The 25819-nt window shown below is 65.1% G+C and carries 20 protein-coding genes and 1 pseudogene; 8 read left to right on the top strand and 13 right to left on the bottom strand.

Annotation, left to right across the window (positions count from 1 at the left end):
• Positions 1-2 precede the first annotated feature (2 nt).
• From DBZ32_RS06685 to DBZ32_RS06670, 4 genes are all read right to left on the bottom strand, one after another.
• Complete coding sequence (locus DBZ32_RS06685; protein ID WP_119166275.1) at positions 3-2180, bottom strand: TonB-dependent receptor; 2178 nt, start codon at positions 2178-2180, stop codon at positions 3-5.
• Positions 2181-2286: 106 nt separating this feature from the next.
• Entirely contained in the window at positions 2287-3189 is a 903-nt protein-coding gene (locus DBZ32_RS06680; RefSeq protein WP_162906606.1) for a helix-turn-helix domain-containing protein, read from the bottom strand.
• 171 nt (positions 3190-3360) lie between these two features.
• On the bottom strand, positions 3361-4845 hold the full coding sequence (locus tag DBZ32_RS06675; RefSeq protein WP_119166273.1) for a tripartite tricarboxylate transporter permease: 1485 nt from the start codon (positions 4843-4845) through the stop codon (positions 3361-3363).
• Between the two features lies 1 nt (position 4846).
• Positions 4847-5383: a tripartite tricarboxylate transporter TctB family protein gene (locus DBZ32_RS06670; protein WP_162906605.1), complete on the bottom strand. Its 537-nt coding sequence runs from the start codon at positions 5381-5383 to the stop codon at positions 4847-4849.
• Positions 5384-5541: 158 nt separating this feature from the next.
• Here DBZ32_RS06670 and DBZ32_RS06665 point away from each other — a divergent pair, with 158 nt between their 5' ends.
• Entirely contained in the window at positions 5542-6528 is a 987-nt protein-coding gene (locus DBZ32_RS06665) for a Bug family tripartite tricarboxylate transporter substrate binding protein (RefSeq protein ID WP_119166271.1), read from the top strand.
• 45 nt (positions 6529-6573) lie between these two features.
• On the opposite strand, the pseudogene DBZ32_RS22415 reads toward DBZ32_RS06665, so the two are convergent.
• From DBZ32_RS22415 to DBZ32_RS06645, 4 genes and pseudogenes are all read right to left on the bottom strand, one after another.
• A pseudogene (locus DBZ32_RS22415) lies at positions 6574-6834 on the bottom strand (glyoxalase superfamily protein); the annotation flags it as partial.
• A 348-nt stretch (positions 6835-7182) separates the two neighbouring features.
• Positions 7183-9549, bottom strand: a complete 2367-nt coding sequence (locus DBZ32_RS06655) for a TonB-dependent siderophore receptor (RefSeq protein WP_162906604.1) — start codon at positions 9547-9549, stop codon at positions 7183-7185.
• Between the two features lie 236 nt (positions 9550-9785).
• Positions 9786-10640 (bottom strand): FecR family protein, encoded by an 855-nt coding sequence (locus DBZ32_RS06650; protein WP_119166269.1) that lies wholly within the window; start codon positions 10638-10640, stop codon positions 9786-9788.
• Positions 10641-10717: 77 nt separating this feature from the next.
• Positions 10718-11269, bottom strand: a complete 552-nt coding sequence (locus DBZ32_RS06645; protein WP_162906603.1) for an RNA polymerase sigma factor — start codon at positions 11267-11269, stop codon at positions 10718-10720.
• 234 nt (positions 11270-11503) lie between these two features.
• On the opposite strand from DBZ32_RS06645, the gene DBZ32_RS06640 reads away from it, so the two are divergent.
• Positions 11504-11920 (top strand): YbaN family protein, encoded by a 417-nt coding sequence (locus DBZ32_RS06640; protein ID WP_235830070.1) that lies wholly within the window; start codon positions 11504-11506, stop codon positions 11918-11920.
• A gap of 194 nt (positions 11921-12114) precedes the next feature.
• Here the strand turns inward: DBZ32_RS06640 and DBZ32_RS06635 are convergent, their stop codons facing one another.
• From DBZ32_RS06635 to DBZ32_RS06615, 5 genes are all read right to left on the bottom strand, one after another.
• A complete protein-coding gene (locus DBZ32_RS06635; protein WP_162906602.1) occupies positions 12115-14436 on the bottom strand; it encodes a TonB-dependent siderophore receptor in 2322 nt (773 codons plus the stop codon).
• 243 nt (positions 14437-14679) lie between these two features.
• Positions 14680-15705, bottom strand: a complete 1026-nt coding sequence (locus DBZ32_RS06630) for a FecR family protein (RefSeq protein WP_162906601.1) — start codon at positions 15703-15705, stop codon at positions 14680-14682.
• A gap of 43 nt (positions 15706-15748) precedes the next feature.
• On the bottom strand, positions 15749-16342 hold the full coding sequence (locus DBZ32_RS06625; protein ID WP_162906600.1) for an RNA polymerase sigma factor: 594 nt from the start codon (positions 16340-16342) through the stop codon (positions 15749-15751).
• Positions 16343-16460: 118 nt separating this feature from the next.
• A complete protein-coding gene (locus tag DBZ32_RS06620) occupies positions 16461-18167 on the bottom strand; it encodes a PepSY-associated TM helix domain-containing protein (RefSeq protein ID WP_119166264.1) in 1707 nt (568 codons plus the stop codon).
• 141 nt (positions 18168-18308) lie between these two features.
• Positions 18309-19175, bottom strand: a complete 867-nt coding sequence (locus DBZ32_RS06615; protein ID WP_119166263.1) for a LysR substrate-binding domain-containing protein — start codon at positions 19173-19175, stop codon at positions 18309-18311.
• A gap of 184 nt (positions 19176-19359) precedes the next feature.
• On the opposite strand from DBZ32_RS06615, the gene DBZ32_RS06610 reads away from it, so the two are divergent.
• From DBZ32_RS06610 to DBZ32_RS06585, 6 genes are all read left to right on the top strand, one after another.
• Positions 19360-20313, top strand: a complete 954-nt coding sequence (locus DBZ32_RS06610; protein WP_208539118.1) for a tripartite tricarboxylate transporter substrate binding protein — start codon at positions 19360-19362, stop codon at positions 20311-20313.
• 107 nt (positions 20314-20420) lie between these two features.
• Positions 20421-20870 (top strand): tripartite tricarboxylate transporter TctB family protein, encoded by a 450-nt coding sequence (locus tag DBZ32_RS06605; protein ID WP_119166261.1) that lies wholly within the window; start codon positions 20421-20423, stop codon positions 20868-20870.
• Positions 20871-20895: 25 nt separating this feature from the next.
• Complete coding sequence (locus DBZ32_RS06600) at positions 20896-22434, top strand: tripartite tricarboxylate transporter permease (protein WP_119166260.1); 1539 nt, start codon at positions 20896-20898, stop codon at positions 22432-22434.
• A 42-nt stretch (positions 22435-22476) separates the two neighbouring features.
• Entirely contained in the window at positions 22477-23067 is a 591-nt protein-coding gene (locus tag DBZ32_RS06595) for a cysteine dioxygenase family protein (RefSeq protein WP_119166259.1), read from the top strand.
• A gap of 11 nt (positions 23068-23078) precedes the next feature.
• Positions 23079-24662 (top strand): rhodanese-like domain-containing protein, encoded by a 1584-nt coding sequence (locus DBZ32_RS06590; RefSeq protein ID WP_119166258.1) that lies wholly within the window; start codon positions 23079-23081, stop codon positions 24660-24662.
• Between the two features lie 3 nt (positions 24663-24665).
• Complete coding sequence (locus tag DBZ32_RS06585) at positions 24666-25814, top strand: trans-sulfuration enzyme family protein (RefSeq protein WP_119166257.1); 1149 nt, start codon at positions 24666-24668, stop codon at positions 25812-25814.
• Positions 25815-25819: the final 5 nt, after the last annotated feature.

Here is a 25819-nt window from a genome sequence, read left to right as displayed (position 1 = left end):
GGTCAGAACCTCAGGCTCGCGCTGATGCCGAGAACCCGTCCGCGTCCGACCGAGACGGCTTCCACCTCGGGACCGAAGCGCACGCCCAGGGTCTCGAACCGCTCGTCGGTCAGGTTCCGGGCGAAGCCGTAGAACGAGACGCCGTCGAAGGCGACGCCGACTTGGGCGTTCAGGACATGGTAGCTGTCGAGGGTGAAGCTGTTGCTGACGTCTGCGGCGCGTTCGCCGCTGTACTGCCACTCGAACCTGCCCAGGACCTCCGGATCCTCTCCGACAAGGGAGACGGGTGTACTGTTCTCGAGCGACAGGGAGGTCGTCCAGCGCGGTACGTTCGGCACCTGCTCTCCGTCCCGCGCGCCGGAGATATCGCCCTCCTCGACGTCGACGAACTCCGCCTCGGTGAAGCCTACGCCGCCGCGCAGCGTGAAGCCCGCGCCGAGTTGCGCCGCGCCTTCCAGTTCGAAGCCGTAGGACTCGTAGTTCAAGGGTACGGGGACCGAGAGGCTCTGTCCGGGATCGAAGGAGATCAGGGCAGCGTCTTCGATGTCGTTGAAGAAGGCCGCGCCGTCGAGGCGAAGCCGGCCGTCCCAGAACTCGAGCTTGGCACCCACCTCGTAGGTCCAGGACTCCGAAGCGGGGCGGGCGTCCTGTGGCTGTCCGAAGAACTGGTTGCGGTTCAGGGTCGCGAAACCGCCGGTCGTGTGGCCGCGGCGGACGGAGGTGTAGACGTTGTGGCTCGGGCTGATGCTGTAGGTCAGCGATGCGCCGCCGACCACATAGGTATCTTCGAACCGCCCCTCTTCGGCGAAACGGGGGACGATGCCCGGGTTTCCGCGCGAAATGAAGAGGCTCTCCAGATCCTGCTCGTCTCGACCCACGCGCAGTCCGACCGTCCCGGACAGCGGGCCGAAAAGGGGGAAGCCTGCTTCTCCGAAGGCCGCATAACTAAGGGTATCGATGCTGGTGTCGACCAGGCCGTTGTTGAAGGGAGAGAGAGGGTCGCGGTCGTTGCCGTCCAACTCCAGGTCGGAGTAGTAGAGGTTGCCTCCGACAAGCCACTGAACGTCCGAAGAGCCGAGAGACGAAAGGCGCAGTTCCTGCTGAAAGGCGGTCTCGGAAATTTCGGCTCGTCGTTCGCTTTGTCCCGGCGTGTCGAAGGCGCTTGTCGGCAGCCCTGTAAGCGCGCCGAAGATCAGTCCGTCGGACAGGTCGCTCGTGAATTCCTGCTTGTTGCTGTGGAAGCTGGACACCGACGTCAGGAGCACCTTGTCGAAGTCGTGCTCGATTTCCAGGGATGCGTTGACGAGGCGGCGGTCCAGCCGGTTCTCCGGGGTGATGGCCGAGCCGGGGAAATCGGAGGAGTCCCGAAGAAGAAATGCGGGCGTGTCACGGCGATCGTCTTCGTAGTAGCCGCGCAAGATCGCGGTCGTGCGTTGGTTCGGGGTGAGCAGAAGGCTGGCGCGCGCGGCGCCGAGATCGGTTTCGCCATCCTGGCCGCCGGTCGAGATGTTCTCGATGTCGCCGCCATAGCTGCTGTAGCGCACCGCCAGCCGTCCGGCGGCCAGGCCGGGCAGCAGCGCGCCGTTGGCGACGGCATCGACCTGACGGTACTCGCTCTCGCCGATCTCGCTCGCGAGCGCGAACTCACGGTCGAAGGACGGGCGTCTGGTCACCAGATTGACGGCACCGCCCTGGGTGCCGCGACCGAACAGCGTGTTCTGCGGGCCGCGTAAGACCTCGATCCGTTCCATGTCGAGCAGTTGGGAGTTGCTGCCGAAGGTCGGCTGCACTGTGCCGTCGATCGCCCAGCCGACCGCCGTATCCACGGGGCTGAGCGGTTGCGTCAGGATTCCGACGCCGCGAATGCTGCCGAAAGTCAGGCGCGTGTTGCCGGAATCGTTGATCGTGAAGTTCGGCACGGCGCGGGAAATCGATCCCGCTGAATCGAAGGACGACAGGGTCGTGTTTCCCGGTCGTACCACCGTCGCGGCGATCGGCACGTCGATCAGCAACTCCTCGCGTTTGCGCGCCGTCACCTTTACGGGACTCAAGACCAGCGGCCCGCTTTCGGCCTGAGTGTCCGGCGATGTCGCGTGCTCCTGCGCGCCGGCTGGCACTGCCGGCAAGACACCGACGCAGAGAATGCACAGGGCGTGAGCGAAGGTACGGGACGAGGGCATGGCGGGTCCGACTGTCGTCTGCGAATGACTCGCAGTATTGCGACGCGACTGCAGGGAAGCGACAGCCGGAACTGTTGCGCGAGGGCCAAAGACTCCTGCAATCGGTTCAGCGTCTTAGCTGCGAGGGCGCGAAACCGAAGTGCTTCCGGAAAGCTTGGGCAAAGTTGCCGGGATGGTCGTACCCGCAGGCGTAAGCGGCGGATGACACGGAAAGCCCCTCCTGTTCGATCAGGCTGCGGCCTTGCTCCAGTCGCACCCTGCGCAGGAAGGCGATGGTCGAGATGCCGAAGACTTTCCGGAAATCGCGCTTCAGGGTCGTAGGGCTGATGCCGGCCGTTGTCGCGATCGACAGCAGGCTGTGGTCGGCCGAGGGAGTGGCGATCATCAGGTCGCGCGCCCGCCGCAGGGCCGCCAAGGTGGAGGCTTGCAGGCCGTCGGGCGACGCTTCCAAGTCGTGACCCTCCTGCTCCTGCACGTCCGCCAGCAGTTCCAGGGCCAGGGCTTCGGCACGCAGGCGCCGAACCTGCGCGGAGGTCCCGCTTCTCAGGAGCGCCAAGGCCAAGCCGCGTGCGGCGGAGGTCATTCGCCAATGCCGAACGTGCGTTGGTGGGCGGCTTCTTGTCTCCAGCAGATCGATGTCCAAACGGTCCAAGACCTCGGCCGAGAGGAAAAGGGCGACGTTCCGTCTGGTTACCTCTGCGTCGGCGATCGATGTCAGTTCGACCGGCTTCGGGGATAGCAGGGCGAAGGCGTTTTCGCGCGATGGAAACTCGATCTCTCGCGTACCTACCCGGCTGGCGCGCAAGCCGGCGAAGGTCAGACAAAAGAAGGCGCCTCCCAGAAAGATCGCATGTTCCGGCTCGTCGTTGGAATTACGGCCGGTGAAAGCGGATAGGGTTGCGCCGGGCGCGATTTCGACGATCTGAAGGCCCGGCTCGGCGGCGACTTGCCGACTGCGCGCGAAGGCCGGCGTCTTCGTGCTTGGCTGCATATGCAGCGAGCGGAACACGGACGGTCTGTCATCCGATGTCTTTGTCGCGGTTCTGATCTCTGCGTCCAAAAGAAATATCCGAACAATAGGAATGATACGCATTCTCAACTTTGCCGAAGAAGGCACCTGCTTCGCAAGGCCCAATGCACGTGGCGCTTTACGAAACACCGCTTCGCTGCGGTCCGCCTATCAGCCTCGAGCGAGCCGGCGTAGGCGGCGAACCATCAGGGCGACCGATCCGGCGGCGATCAGCAGCAGGCACCCGAGGCTGAAGGGGTCGGTCAGGAACACGGTTGGATCGCCGCGCGAGAACAGGAGGGTGCGGCGCAGGTACTCCTCCAGCGCGGGGCCCAGAATGTAGCCGAGCACAATGGGGGTTGGCTGCAGGCCGAGGCGCACCAGCAGCCATCCGAAAATCCCGAAGACCAGCATGGTCCACACGTCGAACATCGAGCTGTTGACCGAATGAACCCCGATAACGCTCAGTACCACGATCAGGGGAACAAGTTTGCGAAAGGGAATGCGCAGAAGCGAGGCCCAAACCGCCGCGAGCGGCAGGTTCAGGATCACCAGCATGACGTTCCCGATCACGAAGCTTGCGATCAAGGCGTGAAACAGGTCCGGGTTGTTCGGAATAAACCCGGGGCCCGGGGCCATGCCATGGATCATCAGGGCGCCTGCCAGAACGGCGATGACCGGATTGCCCGGCAGGCCCAGTGTGAGGAGCGGGATGAGGGCGCTTTGCGCCGAGGCGTTGTTGGCCGCTTCCGGCGCGGACACGCCGGCGATGGCGCCGTTGCCGAGCGGCTGGTCGGGCGTTTTGAAGGCGCGCTCCAAGCCGCGCGCTGCCAGGGCCGCCATCACCGTGCTGACGCCGGGAACGGCGCCCAGGACCGCGCCGATCGCGGTGCCGCGCAGGGTGGGGCCGAGGCTGGCGCGTAAGTCGCGCCGGGTTGGCCAGGGCCAGCCGATCGGTGGAATACGGTCGGGTCGGCTGCCGGTTTCCAGCGCCCGGATCAGCTCCGCGATGCCGAACAGGCCCATCACCAACGGCACGAAGCCGATGCCGTCCCGAAGCTCCGTAATCCCGAGGGTAAAGCGCGGCAGGCCGCCACCCGAGTCCGTGCCCACCAGGCCGAGGCAGGCCCCCAGCAGGATCAGAATAACGGCCGGCAAGGGTTTACCGGGTGCGATCACAGCGGCCGCGAAGAGACCCAGCGCGATCAGTCCGGCGAGCCCGGCGGGCGAGAGCAGCAGGGACCACTGCGCCACGGGGCCCGCCGCCACCGCGATGAAGACCGCCGTCGCCACGCCGGCGAAGAGGGAGGAAATCGCGGCAATGGCAATGGCCGGACCCGCGCGCCCCGACAGCGCTAGGCGGTGGCCGTCCAGGGCCGTGACGATCCCTGAGGTCTCTCCGGGGAGATTGAGCAGGATCGCCGTCGTCGAACTGCCGTACTGCGCGCCGTAGTAGATCGCGGCCAGCATGATCAAGGCGCCGGCCGGCTCCAGCGTGAAGGTCACCGGAAGCAGGAGTGCTAGGGTTGCGGCCGGTCCGATGCCGGGCAGTACGCCCACGAAGGTGCCGATCAGTGCGCCGGTAAAACAGAGAACGACGTTCTGTAAGGTCAGAGCGGTTGCGAACTGCGCGAACCAGGCTGCGATCTCTCCCATCTCAGAAGACGCCCCAGGGCCACAGCCGGGTCGTCGGCGGCAGGAGAGTCAGGCCGATTCCTGCGGCGACCGCCGCGCCCAGCAGCGCCGACAAGCCAAGCGCCCGGAGATCGCGGTCCCCAGCGCCCCAGCCGGCAACGGCGGCGGCGCTGGCGCAGGCCACGATCAGGCCCGCGACCGGCAGCAGCAGCGCAAAGAGGCAAACCGCCGCCAGGAGCGCCAAACCTGGCCCGATGCCTCCGCGAAGGCGAACCTCCCCGGAAGCCTCGGTTGTGGCGTCCGTCGCCTCAGTGTGTCGAGGGCGCCGTAGGCCCGCCAGCGCAATGGCTGCCCAGAGCATCGACAGCCCTACGACGCCGAGCGAAAGCCATTGCGCGAACAGGCCGGGCCCGATCCGGGTTCCAGGTCCGGGCCCGATCCAGGCCGGCTGGGTCTGTGCGAGCGTGAAAAACACCACGCCGACGGCGGCAATAGCGAGCGGAGGCAGCAGGGTCCTGGCGAAGCTGCCGGGTGGGACCGAACGGTTGGAGGAAGACAATGCTCTGTTATGTCTCGATTTTTCGTTTCGGCTTGCTAAAGCATTGATGGAATTGATAATGAGTATCGCTCTCAATAATTGACGCGCTGCCGACCGTCAATTGCAAGATCGAACGGGTCGAAGCGAGCTTACCCCGTGGCGAGAAGAGGACACCAGCCATGATCAAGAGACGTAGCTTCCTTGCCGCCGCCCTGGCGATGCCGTTTCTTTCGACCCTGGGTCGCTCCGCGCGCGCCGACGATTGGCCCAAGGCCGGCCCGATCCGTCTGGTCGTCGCCTCGGGCGCCGGCGGCAATGCCGACGTGGTCGCGCGGATCGTCGCGGCCGAGCTCGAACCGCGCATCGGGCAGCGCATCCTGGTCGAGAACCTTGCGCAGGCGTCGGGAATGCAGGCGACCGAGGCGGTCAGCGAGGCCGATCCGAACGGCTACACCCTGCTGGTCGGCACCTCCTCACAGCTGGTCCACAACATCGCGCTGTTCGAACCCCTGCCGGTCGACGTCAAGCAGACGCTGCGCGGTGTCGCCATGATGAACGAAGTGCCGATGATCCTTTGTATCAACAAGGACGATCCAGCCGAAAACCTCGAAGACATGATCGCGCGCATGAAGGCCGATCCGGACGCCTTCCAGTACGGCTCGGGTCCCACCGGCACCACCACCCACATCACCGGCGCGCTCTTTCTCTCCCGAATCGGCACGGACATCGTCCACGTACCCTATCCGAAGAGCGGCGAAGCCATGCGCGATCTTATCGCCGGCCGCCTTAGCTTCGTCTTCAATCCCTCCCTGACCGCAGTGGTGCAGGTTCGCGACGGCGCCGTGCGCCCGCTGGGCGTCTCCGCGCCGGAGCGCCTGCGGGCCGTTCCCGATATTCCGACCGTCTCAGAGGCCGGACTTCCGGATTTCGTCTCGCAGACCTGGAATTCCATCGCCGCGCCGGCCGGCACCCCGGACGAGATCGTCTCCGAACTGAACCGGGCGGTGAATGCCGTGGTTCAGTCGGACGCCATTCGCGACCGGTTGAAGGATCTCGGCTCCATCGTGCCGGCGGCGATGACACCGGCCGAGGTGGATGCCTACTACGGCCGCCAGCGTGACATCTGGATTCCCGTGGTCAGGGCGACCGGCGCGCAACGTAGCTGATCGCACCTGTCACGATCTTGAGTCGCTTCTGATGCGTCCCCGCCGTCAGCTTTGCTCGGCTTGCTCGCAGAACCTGATGCGGTTGCCGAAGGGGTCGATGACCTCCAATTGGCGGCCCCAAGGCTGTTCAACGATCCCGGGATTCATGAAGGCGTAGTCCTTGCTGCGGAACTCCCGCAGGTAGGCCGTGACTCCCCATAACGGAACGAAGGCGAAGGAGCCGGGGCTGGCGTCGCCGTGGAGCTCGCTCAGGTGCAGGCTTAAGCCGGAGTGGGAAACCTGGGCATAGAGCGGCGCATCCTCGTGGAAGCGATACTCCTAGTCCCAGGAAAAGCCGAGATAGTGCAGATAGAACTCCCGGGCCTTGGCTTCGTCGAAAATTCGAATTGGCATCGAGAAAGCTGCGCATCTGCGCTCATCCTTTCGCATGGCGGCGTTTCGGTTAGTGCTCGCTTTGCTGACGCGACGCCGGCCTGCATGGAAAGGACCCTGCGCGGGCTGAGCGTACTCGCAGACGACACATTCACCTGGCCCGATCACGAGTGCGAGCGGTTGGCTGTGTCTGCTACGAGAAAGCTTATCGCGGCTTGCCGCGGCCAACAAGGAGACAAGGGTGACTCGGCTGATCCAGCGCAGAGGCCTCCCGCCGCTTTCTCAAAACCGGACTCGTATGCCCAGAGTCGCATTGAAGGGTTGGCCGGGGACGATGTTGCGCGCCGTCGAGCCGGAGACGTAGTACTCCTTATCGGTCAGATTTTGGATCTGAAGCCGGGTCTGAATGCTTTCGGTCAGGTCGTAGGAAGCCCCCAGGTCGACGCGCAGGAAGTCTGGCAAACTGGTGTCGTCCGCTGCCGTTGTGTCGGCGGGCTTTTCCCCCTCGTAGACGACCCCCCCGAAGAGCCTGAGGCCGTCCAGTGACCCCTCGGTGAAGCGGTAGGCGGCCTGCAGGGAGGCGGCGTGGCGCGGCACGTTCCTGATGCGCGTACCTCTTGGGAAGTTGGGGTTGTCGTTACTGTCGATGCGGGCATCGGTGTAGGCGTAACTTAGGCCGAGGCTGAAGTTCTCGGTGATCTCGCCGTTCAGGTTGAGCTCCACGCCTTCGCTGCGGACGCGGCCGAGGTTCACGTTGGAGAAGGGGTCGCCCGGATCGGCTTCCAGGACGTTTTCCTTGTCGGCGCGGAAGGCGGCCAGCGTGCCGCCCAGCTTGCCGTCAAGGGCCTCCAGCTTGATCCCGACCTCCAGGCTGCGTCCCTCCTCCGGGTCCACTCTCTCGCCGTTGGCGTCGGTCAACCCGCCGACCACCGGCGGGCGGTATGTCTGGGCGTAGGAAGCATAGAGACCGATCTGCTCGATCGGCTGATAGACGATTCCGGCTCTCGGCAGCAGGGCGTTGTCGTGCAGGTCTTCGTCCAGATCGCTGACCAAGAAGGTATCGTTTGCGGCTGTGGTGAAGGACTCCTCCGTTAGCCAGACGTTGTCCCACCGCAGACCGGCTAGCAGCTTCCATTGCTCGGTCAGATCGATCTGATCCTGGATGTAGACTCCGACGGACTTTGCGGTCAGGCGCTCATTGAAGCGGTTCTCGGTACCGGCCGAAAGCTCCGGGATGTCCACGGGGAAGTCCGGGTCGAAGATATCGAAGGCCGGGCTTCGAAGGCCGAAGGGAATCCTGCTGCGGTTCCTTTGGTAGGAGGCGTCGATGCCGAACAGAAGAGTGTGCCCGATCGAGCCTGTTCCGAACTCGGCGACCAGTTCCGGCTGCGCCGTCAGGAAAAGGTCGGATCCCTCGAAGCCCAGGCGCTGCGCCGTCGCCGGCATCACGGAAGCTACCTGAAAACCTTCGCCGTCCAGCGAGCCATAGCTTCCGTAGAGACCCATCCGGCCTGTAAGGGACGCGGTAAACTCACGGTCGAGGCGGAAGGTGCCTGACAGGAAGTGCTTGTCGAGCATCTCGTCCTGACCTTCGGCGACGTTCCAGTCCGGGGACAGCTCGGGTTCGCCGTCGATGAAGGGGACGCCCCGGTCGAAGACATCCCGACGGTATTGATAGATCAGTTCGACGTTGGCGACCGTCGCTTCGTCGATTTCGAAATCCACGACCGGGGAGACGAAGAAGAGCGTTTCGTCGATATCCTGTCGAAAGGTCTTTTCCCGCTCTGCGGCGGCGTTGAGGCGGTAGCGAAGACGCCCCTCCGAGTCGATCGGGCCGCCGGCATCGACGGTGGCACGGCCCTCGCGAAAGCGGTTGCCGTCGCCGAAGAAGCCGCTGCCGAAGCTCAGATCGGTTTGATAAAATGGTTCGGCCAGAGGCTGTTTGGTCACGATGTTGATCAAACCGCCGGGATCGGCACGTCCGAAGAGAGCGGCGGTTGGGCCGCGCAAGGCCTGCACGCGCTCGACGTTGGCGGTATCGAGTGTCGCCGGCCGGCCCGTGCGGTTGCCGTTGAAAAGGATGTTGTCCGTCTCGAAACCCCTCGCCAGGTAGGCGTCTCCGAAGACGCCGCCCGCGTTGATGTCGCGCTGAATCCCGGCCAGATAGTCGTAGGCATCGGCGATATCGGTCGCGCCGGCGTCGTCCAACGCCTGGCGCGTGACCGCCTGGGTCGACTGAGGTGTGTCGATGACCGGCGTGTCGGTCCGCGTCGCGCCGAAGGAGTCGGGAGCCGCGTAGCTGTCGGTCACGATGCCGCCAAGCACGGCATCGACGGTAATGGGTTGCAGCCGCAAAGGGCCGTTCTCCGGCCGCGCCGCCGTCCGTTCCAGGGTGACCGCGCCGGTCTCGCCGATGCGGTAGTCTAGGCCTGAGCCGGCTAGCAGCTGCCGCAGGGCCTCCTCGGCGCTCATGCGGCCGGACACGGGGGGCGCAGTGAGATCTCGGGTCAGATCGCTGTCGGCGAAGAACTGCAGGCCGCTTTGCCGGCTCAGGGCCCGTAGCGCGTCGCTCAAGGACTGCGATGGAAGGTCGATCTGAAGAACATCCGTTTGGCCGGATTGGGCCGATTGAATCGCTGAGGCCGTCATCCCGCTTCGCGTCTTGCCGTTCTCCTGGGCGGTCGCCTGCTCGGTCGCTGTAAAGCAAACCGCGATCGCGAGCGCTGCCTTGAACGAACACTCCGCCCCGCGCCGTAAAACCCACATGCCAATGCCCCCTGGGATCGAAAACACACCGCCAGTTGCGATCCCTTCGCAACCGCTCTAAAGGACATGACGGATGAAAAACGGAGAACCGTAACGCTGACGGCAATACCGGCGACGATTTAGCGGAGAACGACCAGCAGCGGCCAGGTGGCGAGCAAGTCCAGACCACTGGACTCGGCGACGATTTGCAGCGCTCCATCGATGTCGTCCAACGACAGAACGCCGTCGAAGCGTTTTCTCGCCGCGTCTTCTCTCAGGAGAAGGATGCGTCCCGGACGGTAGCGGTCGAGCGTCCTGACAACCTCGGTCAGCGGCGCGTTCTTGAAGTCCAGGACGCCGTTGCGCCATGCCAGCGTTCGCTCGGCGTCGATGGCCGCGCTGCTCAATGACCCGCCTGTCCCCGCAACCGAAGCCGCCTCGCCTGGGCCGATCAGGCTGCTTGCTCCACTGTCCGGCAGGGAGACCCGGACCTGCCCGGATTCGACCAGAGCCGACCACCCGAAACCCTCCGCCGCAACCGCGAAGACCGTTCCGACAGGTCGAACCTCCAAATCGCCGACCTCGACGACGAAGGCGCGCTCCACTCTGCCGGCGGTCTCGAAAAGTGCGACGCCGCCGTGCAGCCGAACGCGGCTTTCGGCGTCGGTCTGCGACCAGGATATCGCTGCACCGCTGTCGAGCTGGACGCGCGTTCCGTTCGGCAGCGTGATGCGTTCGATCTGACCGACCGAGGCGCTGTAGTCGGCCGTGACGCTGGGATCGAACGCGACCAACAGCAGGACTGCGGTCAGCAGGCCGAGGCTGCCGCCGCGAAGAATCCGGCGGCGGCGGCGGGACCGGCGTGCGATGGCATGCGCATCGAAGCCGGGCGGAAAGGCCTTGCCGCCCCGTAGCCGCTGCAGCTCGGGCTCCTGGAGGTCGGGCAGCGGCCGGGTCTTGTCGTGCGCATCTTCCGGCGGTCGCTGATCGGCCATGTTCAACCGTTGGTCCAACAGCGTTCCTCTGTCAAAGAATTAAGACGTTCGGTGGCGCCAAAACTGTATCGTGTCGTTTACCGCCCGCCGCGACCTCCGGCCTCCAGCTCGATCTTGCAGCGCTGCAGGGCCTTCGCCACGCGCTTTTCGACCGCGCTCTTGGACAGTCCGAACAGGGCCGCGACGCCCTCGTAGTTCTGCCCCTCGATGCGCAACAGATAGATCATGGCCCGGGTTTGCTCCGGCAGCTTGGCGAGCGCCTCGTCCAGCCGGCGCAGGTGATCCCGGTCGATCGTGGTTTGCAGTGCGTCCGGCGAAGGATCGCGGCTATGCAGCTCTTCGACGGGCGGCGGCGGGGCCTCCGCCCTGCGGTAGCGGTCGGCCCTTGCCGCATCGATCGCTACGTTGGCCGCGGCGCGGAAGATATAGGCGCGCGGGTCGTCGATGCCGGCCGCGCCGGCGTTCTGGGCCATCCTGACGAACAGGTCGTGCAGCAGATCGCGGGGCTGATCTCGCGCGCCGGCCTTGCGCCCGAAAAAGGCGAGAAGTTTGTTCTGGTTGGCCAGGAAGACGTTCAGCCACGCCGGCTCTTCGCCGTCCCGCGCCCTGGACCAGTCTCGGCTCCCCACCGCCGTCCCCCGACCTCGATTGCGATCCACCGGATATCGAAGCGCCGTACGATGGCCTTTTCGGATCCATATTGCAATTGGTTATCATTCTCAAAACAAGCGAGTACGCTGCTGCTGCTGCGAAATCCGAACGGATAGGCTGCTATTTCCCGGTTATGCGTTATTTATGCAGGGCAATGGCCAAGGACCTCCCACGCATCGATACCCCGAGTCCGAACGCGGCGGCGTCGTGAGGTGAAGCTGCGCTCCCGCCTTTCGCCGTTGCGTCTGTTCTGGCTCGCCGTGGGGGTCTCGGCGCTGGCTCTGGGCGGCCTCGGTGCCGCGCTGCCGCTCCTGCCGACCACGCCCTTCATGTTGCTCGCGGCTTTCGCTTTCGCCCGCTCGTCGGAGCGGTTGCACGACTGGTTGCTCGGGCATCGCGTCTTCGGTCCGCTGATTCGCGACTGGAGGGTATACGGCGCGATCGGCCGGCGCGCCAAGATCTTCGGCCTCCTCTCCATCGCCGCCGTGCTGGGCCTGTCGCTCACGATGAACACCCCGCCCTGGGTCCTGGCGGTCCAGGTGGTCGTGCTCGGGCTCTCCGCCACCTTCATCCTCTCCCGCCCTAGCCCGCCGACGAACACCGTCCGGGATGGTGGCTCCGAATCATAGCAGGCCGTTGAAAAAGGCCGCTACGCCTGAGCATGAAGATCCTTCGACCTGTTCAGAATTGAGTTAAGGCGTTGAAAGATAATATTTCAGCCTGAGCCTATCGACGGGTTTGGGCGGTGGACAGGCCTTCTCCAACCACCTTCTAGTGGTCGTTGCCCCTGTTCCGCGACGGAACGCCGAGCCGGTCGCGCCCCTCAAAACGTCACCCTGACACCAAGCGTCGCGTTGAAGGGCTGCCCGACGGTTACCCGGTCTTGCCCATTCGCGCTGGTGTAGTACTCCGTATCGGTAAGGTTCTGAAGTTGAAGCCGCGCCTGCAGGTTCTCGTTGAACTCATAGGAGGCGCCGAGATCGAGACGGACGTAGTCGGGAAGGTCCGGCGGCGAGCCTCCTTCGGTGCTCGTCGGCTTTTCGCCCTGGTAAACGGCACCTCCGAAGATCCGCAGACCGTCCAAGGGACCCTGCGTAAAGCGATAGGCGGCTTGCAGGGAGGCGGCATGGCGCGGGACGTTCCGCAGCCTGGTCCCGCTCGGCACGCCGCCTTCGTTGTCGGTGATCTCCGCATCGGTGAAGGCGTAGGTCACGCCGAGGCTGAAGTTGTCGAAGACCTCACCCGACAGATCGAACTCCACCCCCTGGCTGCGCACCTCGCCCAGGTTGGTCACGGCAAAGGGGTCGGCCGGATCCGTGTCGATGACGTTCTCCTTTTCCGTGCGAAACACCGCTAACGTCCCAGTCAGCCGCCCTTCGAGCGCGTCCAGTTTGACGCCGACTTCGAAGCTGCGCCCCGTCTCGGCGTCGACCTGATCGCCGTTCGCGTCCCGCAGGGTACTGGTGGGCGGCGGCGCCCGATAGCTTTCGGAGTAGGAGGCATAGAGGCCGACCTGCTTGACCGGCTGGTAAACGAGCCCGGCACGCGGCAGAAAGGCGCTGTCCTTGAAATCCTCGTCTCGCGCATCCGTCACCAGCGCACCAGCGTTGAAGGTGGTTTCGATGTCGCTCGACAGCCAGACGGAATCCCAGCGCGCGCCTAGCAGCAGCTTCCACTGCTCGCTGAGATCGATCTGGTTCTGAGCGTAGACGCCGATAGATCGCGCTGTGAAACTTGAGTCGAAGCGCTGATTGCCCGGTACGGACAAGTCGAAGTCCGGCAGGTCGACTGGAAAGTCCGGTGCGAAGGCATCGATGGGGGCTCCGGGTGCTCCACGAAAGAAAAGCAGGTCGCTTTCCCGATAGGACGCGTCCAGACCGAACAGCAGTGTATGGCCGATAGATCCCGTCGAAAGCTCTGCGACCAGCTCCGGTTGAGCCGTTAGGAACAGGTCCGAGCCGTCGTTGCTCACACGTGCGGCGGAGACTTGCGAGCCAATGACGCTGCTAGGTTCTAGCCCCTCGCTCGACAGGTCGCCGTAGCTGCCGTAGAGGCCCAGTCTGGCATTGACCGCATTCGAAAGTTCGCGGTCGACCCGAAGCGCTCCCGTCACGATATGGGATGTCTGGTCGTCGTCCTGGTCTTCGCCGAGAAAGAAGTCTCGCGGCAGGTCCAGATCGCCATCCACGAAGAAATTGCCGCGGTCGAAGACGTCTTGCCGGTATTGATAGGACAGTTCCAGGTTGGCGACGGTCTTGTCGTCGAATTCCAGGTCGACCACCGGGGAGGCGAAGAAGACCGTCTTGTCGCTGTCTTGCCGGAAGCTCCGTTCCTGTTCGGCAGCGGCGTTGAACCGGTAGCGGGCGCGGCCCTGTTCGTCGATCGGACCGCCGCTGTCCAGGGTTGCGCGGATGTCGCGGAAGCGGCTGCCTTCGCCTGCAACTCCAGTGCCGCCGCTCACCTCCGCCTGATAAAGCGGCTCGGACAGAGGCTGCTTCGTGACGATGTTGATGAGACCGCCGGGATCGGCGCGGCCGAACAGCGTCGCGGTAGGGCCGCGCAGCGCCTCGATCCGCTCCACGTTGACGGTATCGAGGGTCGAGGGCCGGCCGCTTCGATTGCCGTTGATAAGGATATCGTCGGCGACGAAGCCGCGGGCCAGGTAGGCGTCGCCGACCAAGCCGCCGATATTGTTGTCCCGCTGAATTCCGGCCAAGTAGTCGTAGGCGTCGGCGACTTCCGTCGTCCCGGCATCTTCCAATGCCTGGCGTGTTACCGCCTGGCTCGACTGCGGCGTCTCGATGATGGGCGTGTTCGTCCGTGTCGCGCTGAAGGAGTCGGGCGCGGCGTAGCTCTCCGTCAGGGTGCCGCCCAGCACGGCATCGACCGTGATGGGCTGCAGCTGCAGCGGTCCGTCGGTGCCCGCCTCCGGCTCCGCCCGGCTGACGATCACCGTGCCGCCCGTACCGATGCGTAGCGACAGACCGCTTCCGGAGAGAAGACGTCGAACCGCTTCCTCCGGAGCCATGACGCCGGACAGAGGCGGCGCGGTTCTGCCCGCGACCAGGGCGTCTTCGGTGATGATCGTGACGCCGGTCTGCTCGGCCAGCTCGACCAGCGACTGCCCCAGAGGTTGCGCTGGCAAGTCGATTGGAACCGGCTGATTTTCTTGGGCTGAGCCGGATGCGGCGAATGAACCGAGCAGCAGCAATGAAACCAATCCGCGCAGCGCTATGCGGCGGATCGACCTAAGGTAACGGATCTCCAAGAACTTTCCCCCCGTAACAAATATTAATGCGTCGCAATCGCATCTAAATGAACGACGCTTGAGGTGAGGGAATCGTCACCGACCATCGGCATTTTTGTCTCGGTTTTGGACTCTGGGTATCTAGTTCGCCACGTCCGGAGGCCTGCTGCCGATCATGATCAGGGGACCTGGCGCGCGCCAGACGACGATGGGCAGGGCCTCGCCGAGCGCGGCGAGCATGCCATCGATATCCGCCGCGTCGAAGACCGCCGTGATTTCGAGCTGCGCCGCCGTCCGGTCGCGTAGAAGGATCCAGTCGTCGTGGTAGCGATTGGCGTCGGCGACGACGTCGGACAGCGCTGCGCCGTTGTAGACGAGGCGGCTGCGGCGCCAGGCGCCGACCGTTGCGGGCTGGATCGCGGTGATCCCGTCGAGTACGCCCTGGCGGTCGGCGGAGATCTGCTGACCGGCCGACAGCCGTGTCGACACGGTTTGGTCGTTCGGAGCCGTGGCGCGGAACTCCACCGTCCCCTCCGCGACGGCCACGCCCAGTCGCTCGGGCCTGCGGCGAACGTCGAAGGCCGTGCCGAGCGCTTCGATGTAGGCGCCGTCCGACTCGACGATGAAGGGCCGGGCCGAGTCCTTCGCCACCTCGAAGAAGGCGTCGCCGGAATGCAGCCGGATGTTCCGTGCCGTCTCACCCAGCTCGACCGAAATGCGGGTTCGGGCGCCGAGCGTGACGCTGCTGCCGTCGGCTAACGCGATCTCGCGCGTTTCGGCGACCTGCGTTTCGAAATGTTTCGAGTCGGGCGACAGCAAGGCCGTGGGATCGGTCAGCAGCATGACGAGGAGCAAGGTCGCGAGCACGGCCGAGCCGGCGGCGAAGCGCAGGGGCCAACGCCGCCAGTCGGCGCTTCGCCAGGCGATGAAGCGCTCGCGCGGCAGGGGCCGCAGGCTGCGCGAGGGCAGGGCGGTTCTTTCGATCCCGGCGACCTCGCGCCATAAGCGTGCCGCACGGTCGTAAGCCGACCGATGCCGAGGGTCGGCCGCAAGCCAGGCATCGAACGCTTGCCTCTCCGCGGGCGTCATGTCTCCGGCTTCGATCCGGGCTTGCCAGTCGTGCGCGGCGATCCGGATTGCGTCTGTCGTCTCGTCGTTGGAAGCCACTGGCCCGTATCTCAAAAGATGCGCGTATTTCGAAAGATAGCTGTCACTGTTCGGCCAAGATCGCATCGAGATCGATCATGGCGCGGGCGACGTGCTTTTTCACGGCCGTCTGCGAAAGACTCGTGCGCCGTGCGATTTCGGCGAAGCTGAGCCCTTCGATCCGGTTCAACACCAGCATTCGGCGGCGCTTCGCCGGCATTGCGTCCAAGGCCGCCGCGATCACCGCGATCTGTTGCTTCGCCACCAGAACACGTTCGGGCGTGACCTCCTCGTCCCGCGATCCGAGCGGAAGCCCGTCGATCTCCTGCGGTCGGCGGTCTCGAACGGCCTGCGACCGCTTTTCCGACAAGGCGATGTTTTGCGCGACGCGCCAGAGAAAGGCCTTCGGATTCTCGATGGAGCGAAAGTCTTCATGCGCCGCGACCCGGGCAAAGGCGAGTTGCGCGATGTCCTCGGGCTCCGGCGGTCCCTGACCGAACGAGGCCGCGAGATACCGACAGAGGTCGCGCCAGTGATCTCGGTGCAGGCTGGCCAGAGCGGTCGTTCGAAAAGCTTGGCCGGGCGCGGAACTCGACCTGGCGGCCGTCCGTTCGCCGGCATCCCCGTCCGGACGATGCTTGATCGTCAGCTCATCCATTCTCGACGATGCCACCAAGCGCCGTTGAACAAACCGGCGTTCCAAGAGAAACGACCCGGCCCGGGCGTCGCAGTCGATTGCGGCGCCGCAGAGGAGTCTTGCCGAACGACCGCATCGGTTAACCCTGCGGCGAAGCCCTTTCCGGATCGCGCACGAGCGGCCAGTAGGCGCGGTGCCTTTGGCTGTCCCAGCCTTCGATCTCGATCCAAAGGCGGACGCCCTCGAGCGCCTCCGGCAAATGGACATGGCCGTGGGCGTTGCCGTCTCCGCCTTCGACGATCTCGCTGTCGAGGTCCTGGCCGCCGGCGTCCGTCAGCCCGACGCGGATGAAGCGGGCATCGCGGAAGCGGCCGTCGGCGATCTGCGTGTAGACGTCCATGTCGGCGCCGGGACGCACCGGCGGCAGGTCGGCCTCCAACAGGCCGGCCAACCCGATGGCGGAGACCTCGAAAGGCCCGGCCGCCCGCGCCTCGAAGTGCCGGCCGCGGTCGCCGATACCCTCGGCGCCGAGGGACAGGACCAGGATGCCGCCGGCGACGATGCCGCCCAGGAACAGGACATTGACGTACTTCAAGGCGCCCATGGGGCCGCCCCAGGGCTTCACCCAGTTCCAGAGTCGCCGCAGGCCGGTGGCGAGCCGGGTGCCGCTCAGCAGAGTGCCGGCGGCACGGCGCGTGCGCTTGAGATAGATGATCAGGCCGGAGATGGTCAGGAAGCTGATTAGGGCGCCGCCCAGGAACCAGAGCAGCTTGACGGCCAGATCGCCCGCGCCGCCCTTGGCCCAGGTGCCGTAATGCAGCGGGTGCATGGCGGCGTCGACGCGCTGGCTGGCCGTCCAGTCCTCGGACAGGCGCGCGCCCATGATCTCGGCCGTGTAGGGATTGACGTAAACCGTGTTCGCGCCGCCGTTGACCAGGATCTCGCCGCGGTCGCCGACGACGGTGAAGGGCTTGTCAGCGATGGTCGGCGGCAGAAGTGTCGTCACCCTCATGTCGGGGTAGGCGGCCTGCACGGCGGCGACGATCTCCGCGCCGGAGCGCGGCTCCGGCGTCTCGGGGCCGAGGGCCTCGAGCTCGGCGGTCGTGAGGCTCGGCGGCGCCGGCCGATCCGCCACGATGTCGGGTGCGCCGCCCGCGCTGACCAGCGGATCCTCGTAGAACCACCAGGTGCCGGTCAGACCGATAATCATCAGGAACCAGAGCGACCAAAGGGCTGTCAGGCGATGAAGATCGCCCAGCCAGGTGCGCGCGTCGCGGTGGAAGCGGGGGCGGCGCAGGAAGCCGCGCCAGAACTTTTTGTAGGTGATCAGGCCGGTGACGATGGAGATCAGCAGCAGGACGCCGAAGAAGTTGACGAAGTAGCGGCCGATCACCGGCAGGAAGAGGTTGGTGTGCAGGATGTTGATGAACTGCCCGATCGTCACGAAGGGGGTCTCGCCGATCACCGCGCCGTCGAACTGGTCGAGCCAGACCAGGCGAAAGCCCTCTTCCGGCGAGGTGACGAGGGCGGAGGCGGCCCTGTGCTCGGTCATGGCGCCCGTCCGAACGCTGGTCACGCCGACATCGGGATAGGCAACCCGCAGGTTGTCGTAGAGTAGACCGGGATTGACCCGCTCCTCGCCGGGGGAGACGCGCATCTCCGAATGGATCAGCCAGTCGATCTCGGCGTAGAGCACGGTGATCGTGCCGCTCACCATCACCACCGCCAGCAGGATGGTCAGCCAGAGCCCCGAAGCCGAGTGCACCAGGAAGGCGATGTTCGACGCCGTGCGCTTACGCCTGGGTCGGGCGCTGGTCGTCATGCTGCCGAGGGACTCAACGGTCATCCGAGGGACTCAACGGTCATCGCGGCTCTCCGGAGGGCTGCCTGAATACTGTGATATTGAGAGTCATTCGCACTTAGTGATTTGCTTTTATAGACATCTCCTTGCGATGACAACGCCTTGTCCGGCCTTGAACCAAGATCGTTAGGATGCGGCGCCAACCGTATCGGCGGTTCGGATCGACTCGTAGAGGGCACAGGCGGCCGGCGAGGTCGTCGTGGGAGAGCGATAGACGTAGTAGTTGACGTCCGGAAGCGGCGGCAGCCCTTCAGCTTCGCCGAGGATACGGGTTTTCGCGAAGAACGAACTTTCCGTCCGAACCGTTACGCCGAGGCCCGCCGCGACGCAGAGGCGAACGCCCGCCAGATCGGGGGAGGTGAAGCGCTCGACCGACGAAATGCCGCTCAGATCCAACGCGGCCAAGGCGATCCGGCGGAACATGCTGGGCTCGTCCGCCAGGATCAGCGGCAGCGGCATCTTCGGATCGTGCCGGTAGCTGGCGCCCGCGATCCAGAGCGACGGCAGCGTCGCGATCAGGGCGCCTTCGTAGTTGTCCGCGCGGCGTGTCGAGAGCGTCACGTCCAGGCGTCCTTCCCCCAGCATCGACATCAGGGCCGGGCTGCGGCCGACATGGATCGTCACCCGGACGTGTGGCCAATCCTGCACGAAGCGGGACAGGATCCCCGGCAGCAGTTCCTCGGCAACCTCCTGCGGCGCGCCGATGGTGACGACCCCGGTCTCCGTGGCCCGATCCGTCGCCGTCAGGGCGTGGTTGACGAGCGAAACGATCTCGCGCCCATAGGTCACCAAGGTACGGCCGGCGGAGGTCAGCTCCCGGCGTCGCCCGACGGTTCGGAACAGGGGTTTTCCGACTCTCTCCTCCAGCTTCTGCATCTGCTGGGTGATGGCCGATTGCGTCCGTCCCACCCGCGCCGCGGCCGCCTCGAAGCTGTTTTCCTCGGCAATGGCGATCAGAGCCTTGAGGTGACTCACCTGCACATCGTGAGGCATGCCGAGGGTTCCATCTTGCGGTTGAAGAGGCTGTCAAAGCATCATTGTTGCTAATGTATAGACAATTTCTTCTAATTATTTCTAATGAAATGGGCGTGCTAGCGTTTTCGCGTGCCCCGTTCCCAGGGCAGGCCCTCGAACCCTCGGGCAAAGACGCAAGAAACAATCAACAGGAGGCAGATCCGTGAAGAAACTAACGGCGCTACTCGCAACAAGCTTGATGGTCGGCATGATGGGATCCGCTTCGGCCGCGGACTTTCCGGAAAAGGACATCGATCTCATCGTACCCTTCGCGCCCGGCGGCGGCGTCGACACCACGTCGCGCATCATCGTCGAGACCGCGAATACCCTGCTCGAGGGCACGGAGTTCAACGTGGTCAACCGCGCGGGCGGCGGCGGCGTGGTGGGGCAGACGGTTGCCTCGCAAGCGGCTCCGGACGGCTACACGGTCCTCGCCATGACCAGCTCGGTGGTCACGAACCCGAAGCTGAAGGGGGCCTCCTACTCCGTCGAGGACTTCCTGCCCGTCGGGCTCTACAACCTCGACCCCAGCGTCATCGTCGTGCCGGCCGACTCGCCCTTCGAGACGGCCCAGCAGTTCATCGCGGCGGCGGAAGAGGCGCCGCTCAACATCGTTATCGCCGGCATCGGCACCTCGCACCATATGGGCGGCCTGGCCATCCAGCAGGTGACCGACGCGCAGTTCAACTACGTCCCCACCAAGGGTTTCGGGCAGCAGTTGCAGGCCGTGCTTGGCGGACATGCCGACGGCGCCCTTTGGCCGCTCGGCGAGGCTTCGAGCCAAGCCAAGACCGGCGGCGTGCGTCTGCTGGCGATCGCGTCCGACGCCCGCGACGAGGGCTTTCCCGATGTACCCACCTATCAGGAAGCGGGCATCGACATCAGAATCTGGGCCACCTTCCGGGGGTGGTCCGTGCCGAAGGGCACGCCCGACGATGTCGTGGCCAAGCTGTCGGACCTGCTCCGGACGGTCAACGACACGCCGGCCTACCGGGAGAAGATGTCCGGTGCCGGTTTCAAGCCGGTCTTCCGGGATGCCGACGGTTTTCAGCAGATCGTCGACGACTATGCGGCCCTGACCTCGAGCATCATCGAGCAAAGCGGTCTGGGTCAGTAGGGATCGGCCGTTCGGCCTTCCATCCGTCGCCTGGTTCCGGGATCCTTGCCAACGCCTGCGCTCCCGGGGCCGCGCGGACGGCTCCCGTCGGCTGAAAGCCTCCTGATATGTCAAACCGCATCAGACTCCAAAACGACCTTTGGATCGGGGCGCTGCTCTGCGGCTTCGGCCTCTGGGCGGCGTGGGAAGCCCAAGGCTTCGATGCCCGCTCCGGTACCTATCCGACGATCCTGGGCGGGCTTCTGGCGGCATCGGGAGCCTGCGTCGCCGTCATGGGTCTGCTGAAGAGCAAGCGAGACCTGCCGATGGCCGGCGCGCTGCGGGCCGCCCTTCCGGCGGCTGCGGTGATTGCCGCCTGGGCCGCGGCGCTCGGCTTCGGCCTCGGGTTTCTGCTGCCGACTCTCCTGATGCAGATCGCCTTGCTTTGGCTCGGTGGCGTCCGGGGCGCGCTGCGCATCCCGATCTATGCTCTGCTGATCACCGGCGTTGCCTACGGGCTGTTCGGGCTCGCGCTCGACGTACCGCTGCCGCAGTCCCGCATTCCCGGACTGCTGTAGGGCCTGCCGGAACGGAGATGCCGACATGGACTTGATCGCCCTCGGGTTCTCCACCCTCTTCGTGCCGAGCGTCGTTCTGACCTTGGCGATCGGTGTCTTCGCGGGTCTCATTGTCGGCTCGATTCCCGGCATCAACGACAACATCGCTTTTGCGGTCTTCATTCCCTTCTCCTTCGCCATGCCGCCGGAGCAAGCCCTGGCGCTGATGGTCGGGGTCTACTGCGCCGCCGCGGCGGGCGGGGCCATTCCCGCCATCATGATCAAGGTGCCCGGCACGGCCTCCGCTCTTCTGACGGCGGTCGACGGCAACGCGATGGCGCGTCAGGGCGGGGCGGGAAGGGCGCTGTCCATCGCAATCACCTCCTCCGTGATCGGTGGAATCGCCAGCTCGCTGGTCCTGCTGGTCTTCGCCCCCGCCCTGGCGATGGCGGCCTTGCGCTTCGGCTACGTGGAGAACTTCGCCCTGGTCGTCCTCGGCATGTCGAGCGTGGTCGGCTTGCTCGCCGCCAACGTCGTGAAGGGCATCATCTCGGCGTTGATCGGACTTCTCGTCGCCACTGTGGGATTCAGCCTGGTGACCGGCTTCCCGCGCTATACCTTCGACAACGTCAACCTGATCGAGGGGATTCCCTTCGTGCCCCTGCTGGTCGGGCTGTTCGGGGTCGCGGCCATGTTCGAACTGCTGGTTGACATCTGGCAAGAAAGGCGCAGTGGAAAGGCCGTCAGCAGCCTGCCGCCGATCGGCTCGCTCCGTCTCGGGCGCGGTCTCGCGAAGCGGCTGGCGCCCGTCTGGTCCGTCAGTGCCACGATCGGAAACCTGATCGGCGTGCTGCCCGGTGCCGGCATGCTGATGGCGATCTTCCTGTCCTACGATCAAGCGGCACGCCGTTTCGCCAGGCGCTTTGCCGGCAAGCCCGGCGAGAAGGCCTGGGGCGAGGGCGCTCCGGAAGGGATCGCGGCGCCGGAGGCGGCCAACAGCGCCGTCACGGCCAGTTCCATGGTCCCCTTGCTTTCTCTGGGGATCCCCGGCAACTCGACCTCCGCCCTGTTCATCGGGGCTTTGGCGATCCACGGCATGGTGCCGGGGCCTCTGCTTTTCACCCAGCACGGCGACATCGCCTGGATGATCATTGTCGCCTTTCTGATCGCGAACCTGCTGCTCTGGCCCGCCGCTTTCCTCGTCATCAGAGGGGTTTCGCGCTGGATCTTCGCGATACCCAAGGAAGCCATGGTCGGTGTCATCGCCCTGCTCTGCCTGCTCGGCGCCTATGCCGACGGGGCCAACAGTTTCAACATCTGGGTCGCACTTTCGGCCGGCGTGGTCGCCTTCTCCATGCGTCTCGCAGACATTCCGCTCGGTCCGGCAATTCTGGGACTCGTGCTGGGGCCGCAGTTGGAAAGCTCTCTTTCCAACGCGCTCTCGATCTCGGGCGGCGACTGGCTGGTTTTCGTCGATCCCGTGAACCATCCCATCAGTGCCGCCATGATCCTTGCGTCCCTGGTTTTCTGGCTGCTGGCCGTACGCGGCTGGTGGCGTCGCAGTAAGGAGAACTCCGCTGCTTGAAGACTCACCCTCATTCGAACAGTTGAAGCGAGAGACCTTGTCATGAGCAATGAGATCGATGCCCGCCGAACGCTGACCGAAGACCTGCTCGCGAAAACGCGCGCCACCCTGAACCAGGGAGCTCTGACCCGCGAAAAACTGAGCGTCATCAAGGAGGACCTGCATGCGCTGTCGCAGAAGACCGAGTTATGGCGCGAGGCCGATTACCCGGCTCCGAACGAGGGTGAACAGCAGAACCGCTTTCTCATCGCTCAGGAGTCGGGCGAGGGTTTGTCGCTTTATCTGAACGTCATGCGGCCGGGCAAGAAGATCCCGCCGCACAATCATACGACCTGGGCCTGCATCGCCGCCGTCGAAGGTGCCGAGCACAACACGATCTACGACCGTCTCGACGATGGCTCCGTCGAAGGCGAGGCGCAGTTGCGCTCCCGCGAAATGATCGAGCTGAAGCCGGGACATGCACTCGCCCTGATGCCCGACGACATTCACAGCGTCGAGATCAAGGGCGAGAGACCCATCCGTCATCTGCACTTCTACGGGCGTCCGCTGGAAACGCTGACGGAGCGGGTCACCTTCGATGTCGAGGCTGGCACCTGCAGGATCATGGATATCGGCGTAAAGACCAAAGCCTGAGGCAAGCAATAATGAAATATGTTTCGGCGGAGACCGTGAAATCCAAGCTCACGGACGGCGACGAAATCGCCTTTATCGATGTGCGCGAGCATGGGCAGTACGGGGAAGGCCACCCCTTCTTCTCGGTGAACCTTCCTTACAGCCTGTTCGAGACTCGCGTCGAAGCGCTGCTGCCCAGCCGCTCGGTGCGCTGCGTCCTCTTCGACGATGGTGACGGTATTGCGGAGAAGGCGGCGGCTCTGCTCGAGGCCGGGGGCTACGGCTCCGTGCAAGTCCTGGAGGGCGGTGTGGCCTCCTGGGCCGCGGCCGGCTTCACTCTCTTCAAGGGGGTCAACGTGCCCTCCAAGAGTTTCGGCGAACTGGTCGAGCATGAGTTGGGAACGGTCTCGATCTCGGCCGAGGATCTCAAGGCTCTGCTGGATCGGGGAGACCCGGTGGTGGTCCTCGACGGGCGGTCGCCCGAGGAGTTTCGAAAGATGTCCCTGCCGGGCGCGCGCTCCTGCCCAAATGCGGAACTGGCTTACCGGCTATCGAGCCTCGTTCCCGATCCGCGGACGCCGGTCGTGATCAATTGCGCCGGCCGGACGCGCTCGATCATCGGCGCGCAGACGCTTCAGGAGTGCGGCGTCGCCAATCCGGTCTTCGCGCTGCGCAACGGGACCCAGGGCTGGCGCCTCGCCGGTTTCGAGCTGAATCACGGACTGGCGCCGCAGGCATTGCCCGCGCTGAGCGCCGCCGAACTGGCCGAAACCCGTCGACGGGGAGATGAGATGATTCGCGGTTTCGGCCTGGCGACGGTCGATGCGGAAACCCTGCGGGCTTGGCGGGCCGAGGAGCAAGCGACCACCTACCTGTTCGACGTGCGCACGCAGGAAGAATATGAGCGGGCGCATTTTCCCGGCGCGCGCCTCGCGCCGGGCGGCCAACTCGTGCAGGCGACCGACGAGAAAGTCGCCGTTCGCGGTGCCCGTATCGTGCTGAGCGACGACACCCGCTTGCGCGCGGCCACCACCGCACTTTGGCTGAGCGGTATGGGCCACCGGGTCTGGATCCTGGAGGAGGACGCTTCCAACGGGACCGCCACGGGGCCCGAAAGCGGGAACGAGGGCGCGGCGAACACGATCGCGCTTGCCGATCTGAAATCGGCGGTCGCTTCGGGTGCGGTTCTTCTCGATGCCTCGTCCGGTCTCGACTATAGAGACGCGCATGTCGAAGGCGCTTTGTGGGTGACGCGCGCCCGGCTGAATCGCCTCGACCTGCCGAAGGACGGCTCCATCGTCGTGACCGGCCGGTCACGGGCTTTGATCGCCGGCGTGATCAAGGATCTCAGGGCCATGGGTTACGCAAGACTGGACGCCGTGCAGGGCACGCCGTCATCCTGGCAGGCGGCGGGTCTGACGCTGGTCGAAACGGCTGATGTCCCGAGTCAGGAGGACTGTATCGACCATCTCTTCTTCGTCCACGACCGCCATGACGGCAACTTCGAGGCCTCGCGCCGTTACCTGGAATGGGAACTCGGTCTGTTGGATCAACTCGACTTGCAGGAACGCTCGGTTCTCACTCCTAAACGCGCGAAGCGCGTGGAAACGGTCTGACGCGTGCGCCGCGAAACCAAGCTCGTCCGCTATGGCCGCCCGGCGTTGCCGGGCCCGGCCAATCCGCCGGTCGTGCGCGCCTCCACGATCCTGCACGACACGGTCGAAAGCTACGTCGATACCAAGGCCAGGCGGGAAGAGGACGACGGTGTTCTCTCCTACGGGCGCCGGGGCACGACCACCGCCCACGCGCTGATGGCGGCGGTAGCGGACCTGGAGGGAGGTGAGGCGGCTTATCTTTTCCCGACCGGCGTGGCGGCGCTCGCCTCCAGTCTTTCGGCTTTCGCCGGAGCGGGCGATCACCTTCTGGTGGTCGACACGGTCTTTCATGTGACGCGGAAGCTGTGCGAGACGGTGCTGCGCCGCAATGGCGTTTCGGTGGACTACTTTCCGTGGGATGCGACGGATCTTGGCCCCTGGATACGGCCTGAGACGAAGGCCGTCGTGGTCGAGTCGCCCGGGTCTCAGACCTTCGAAGTGATGGATTTGTCGAGCCTGACGCGCTGGACGCGCGACCGGGGCCTGACCGTCATCGCCGACAACACCTACGGGTCCGGCTGGCTCTACCGTCCGCTGGAGCTCGGCTGCGATGTATCGATCGTCGCCGGGACCAAGTATCTGGGCGGTCATGCCGATGTGATGATGGGCGCGGCGGCGGCGCGCGGTGCGGCGGCGGCCACCTTGCGTGCGGCCGTGATCGCGACCGGACAGACGTTGGCCCCCGACGAAGCCTACGCCACGCTGCGCGGCATGCGGACCTTGAATCTGCGGTTGGAACGGCATCAAGAGAACGCTGCGGCGCTGGCCGAGTGGTTCGCTGGCCGGCCCGAGGTCTCCGCTGTTTTGCATCCCGGACTGCCGTCTCATCCCGGCGCGGAGATCTGGGCGCGAGATGCCGAGGGCTGCAACGGGCTCTTCTCCGTCGTCTTCAAAGACGGATTCCCGTTGGAGCCCTTTCTGGACCGGCTGGAACACTTCGCCATCGGTGCCTCATGGGGCGGCTTCGAGAGTGTCGTCCTGCCCATCTCACCCCTGCACGACCGCGTTCATGCCTACGACCTTCCGGCGGGACCGGCCGCGCGCTTCCACGCCGGCCTGGAGCACGTCGAAGACCTGATCGAGGATCTCGCGCGGAGCTTTGGCGACGGGTAGCGGCA

The sequence above is a fragment of the Algihabitans albus genome (assembly GCF_003572205.1).
In the GTDB taxonomy this organism is placed as follows: Bacteria; Pseudomonadota; Alphaproteobacteria; order Kiloniellales; family DSM-21159; genus Algihabitans; species Algihabitans albus.
This window is presented reverse-complemented; position numbering and strand designations above follow the sequence as displayed.

Coding starts and splice junctions, on each gene's coding strand:
- DBZ32_RS06685 (WP_119166275.1), bottom strand. CDS start 2,180: ATGCCCTCGTCCCGTACCTTCGCTCACGCCCTGTGCATTCTCTGCGTC.
- DBZ32_RS06675 (WP_119166273.1), bottom strand. CDS start 4,845: ATGGGAGAGATCGCAGCCTGGTTCGCGCAGTTCGCAACCGCTCTGACC.
- DBZ32_RS06665 (WP_119166271.1), top strand. CDS start 5,542: ATGATCAAGAGACGTAGCTTCCTTGCCGCCGCCCTGGCGATGCCGTTT.
- DBZ32_RS06655 (WP_162906604.1), bottom strand. CDS start 9,549: ATGACGGCCTCAGCGATTCAATCGGCCCAATCCGGCCAAACGGATGTT.
- DBZ32_RS06650 (WP_119166269.1), bottom strand. CDS start 10,640: ATGGCCGATCAGCGACCGCCGGAAGATGCGCACGACAAGACCCGGCCG.
- DBZ32_RS06625 (WP_162906600.1), bottom strand. CDS start 16,342: ATGGATGAGCTGACGATCAAGCATCGTCCGGACGGGGATGCCGGCGAA.
- DBZ32_RS06620 (WP_119166264.1), bottom strand. CDS start 18,167: ATGACCGTTGAGTCCCTCGGCAGCATGACGACCAGCGCCCGACCCAGG.
- DBZ32_RS06615 (WP_119166263.1), bottom strand. CDS start 19,175: ATGCCTCACGATGTGCAGGTGAGTCACCTCAAGGCTCTGATCGCCATT.
- DBZ32_RS06605 (WP_119166261.1), top strand. CDS start 20,421: ATGTCAAACCGCATCAGACTCCAAAACGACCTTTGGATCGGGGCGCTG.
- DBZ32_RS06600 (WP_119166260.1), top strand. CDS start 20,896: ATGGACTTGATCGCCCTCGGGTTCTCCACCCTCTTCGTGCCGAGCGTC.
- DBZ32_RS06595 (WP_119166259.1), top strand. CDS start 22,477: ATGAGCAATGAGATCGATGCCCGCCGAACGCTGACCGAAGACCTGCTC.
- DBZ32_RS06590 (WP_119166258.1), top strand. CDS start 23,079: ATGAAATATGTTTCGGCGGAGACCGTGAAATCCAAGCTCACGGACGGC.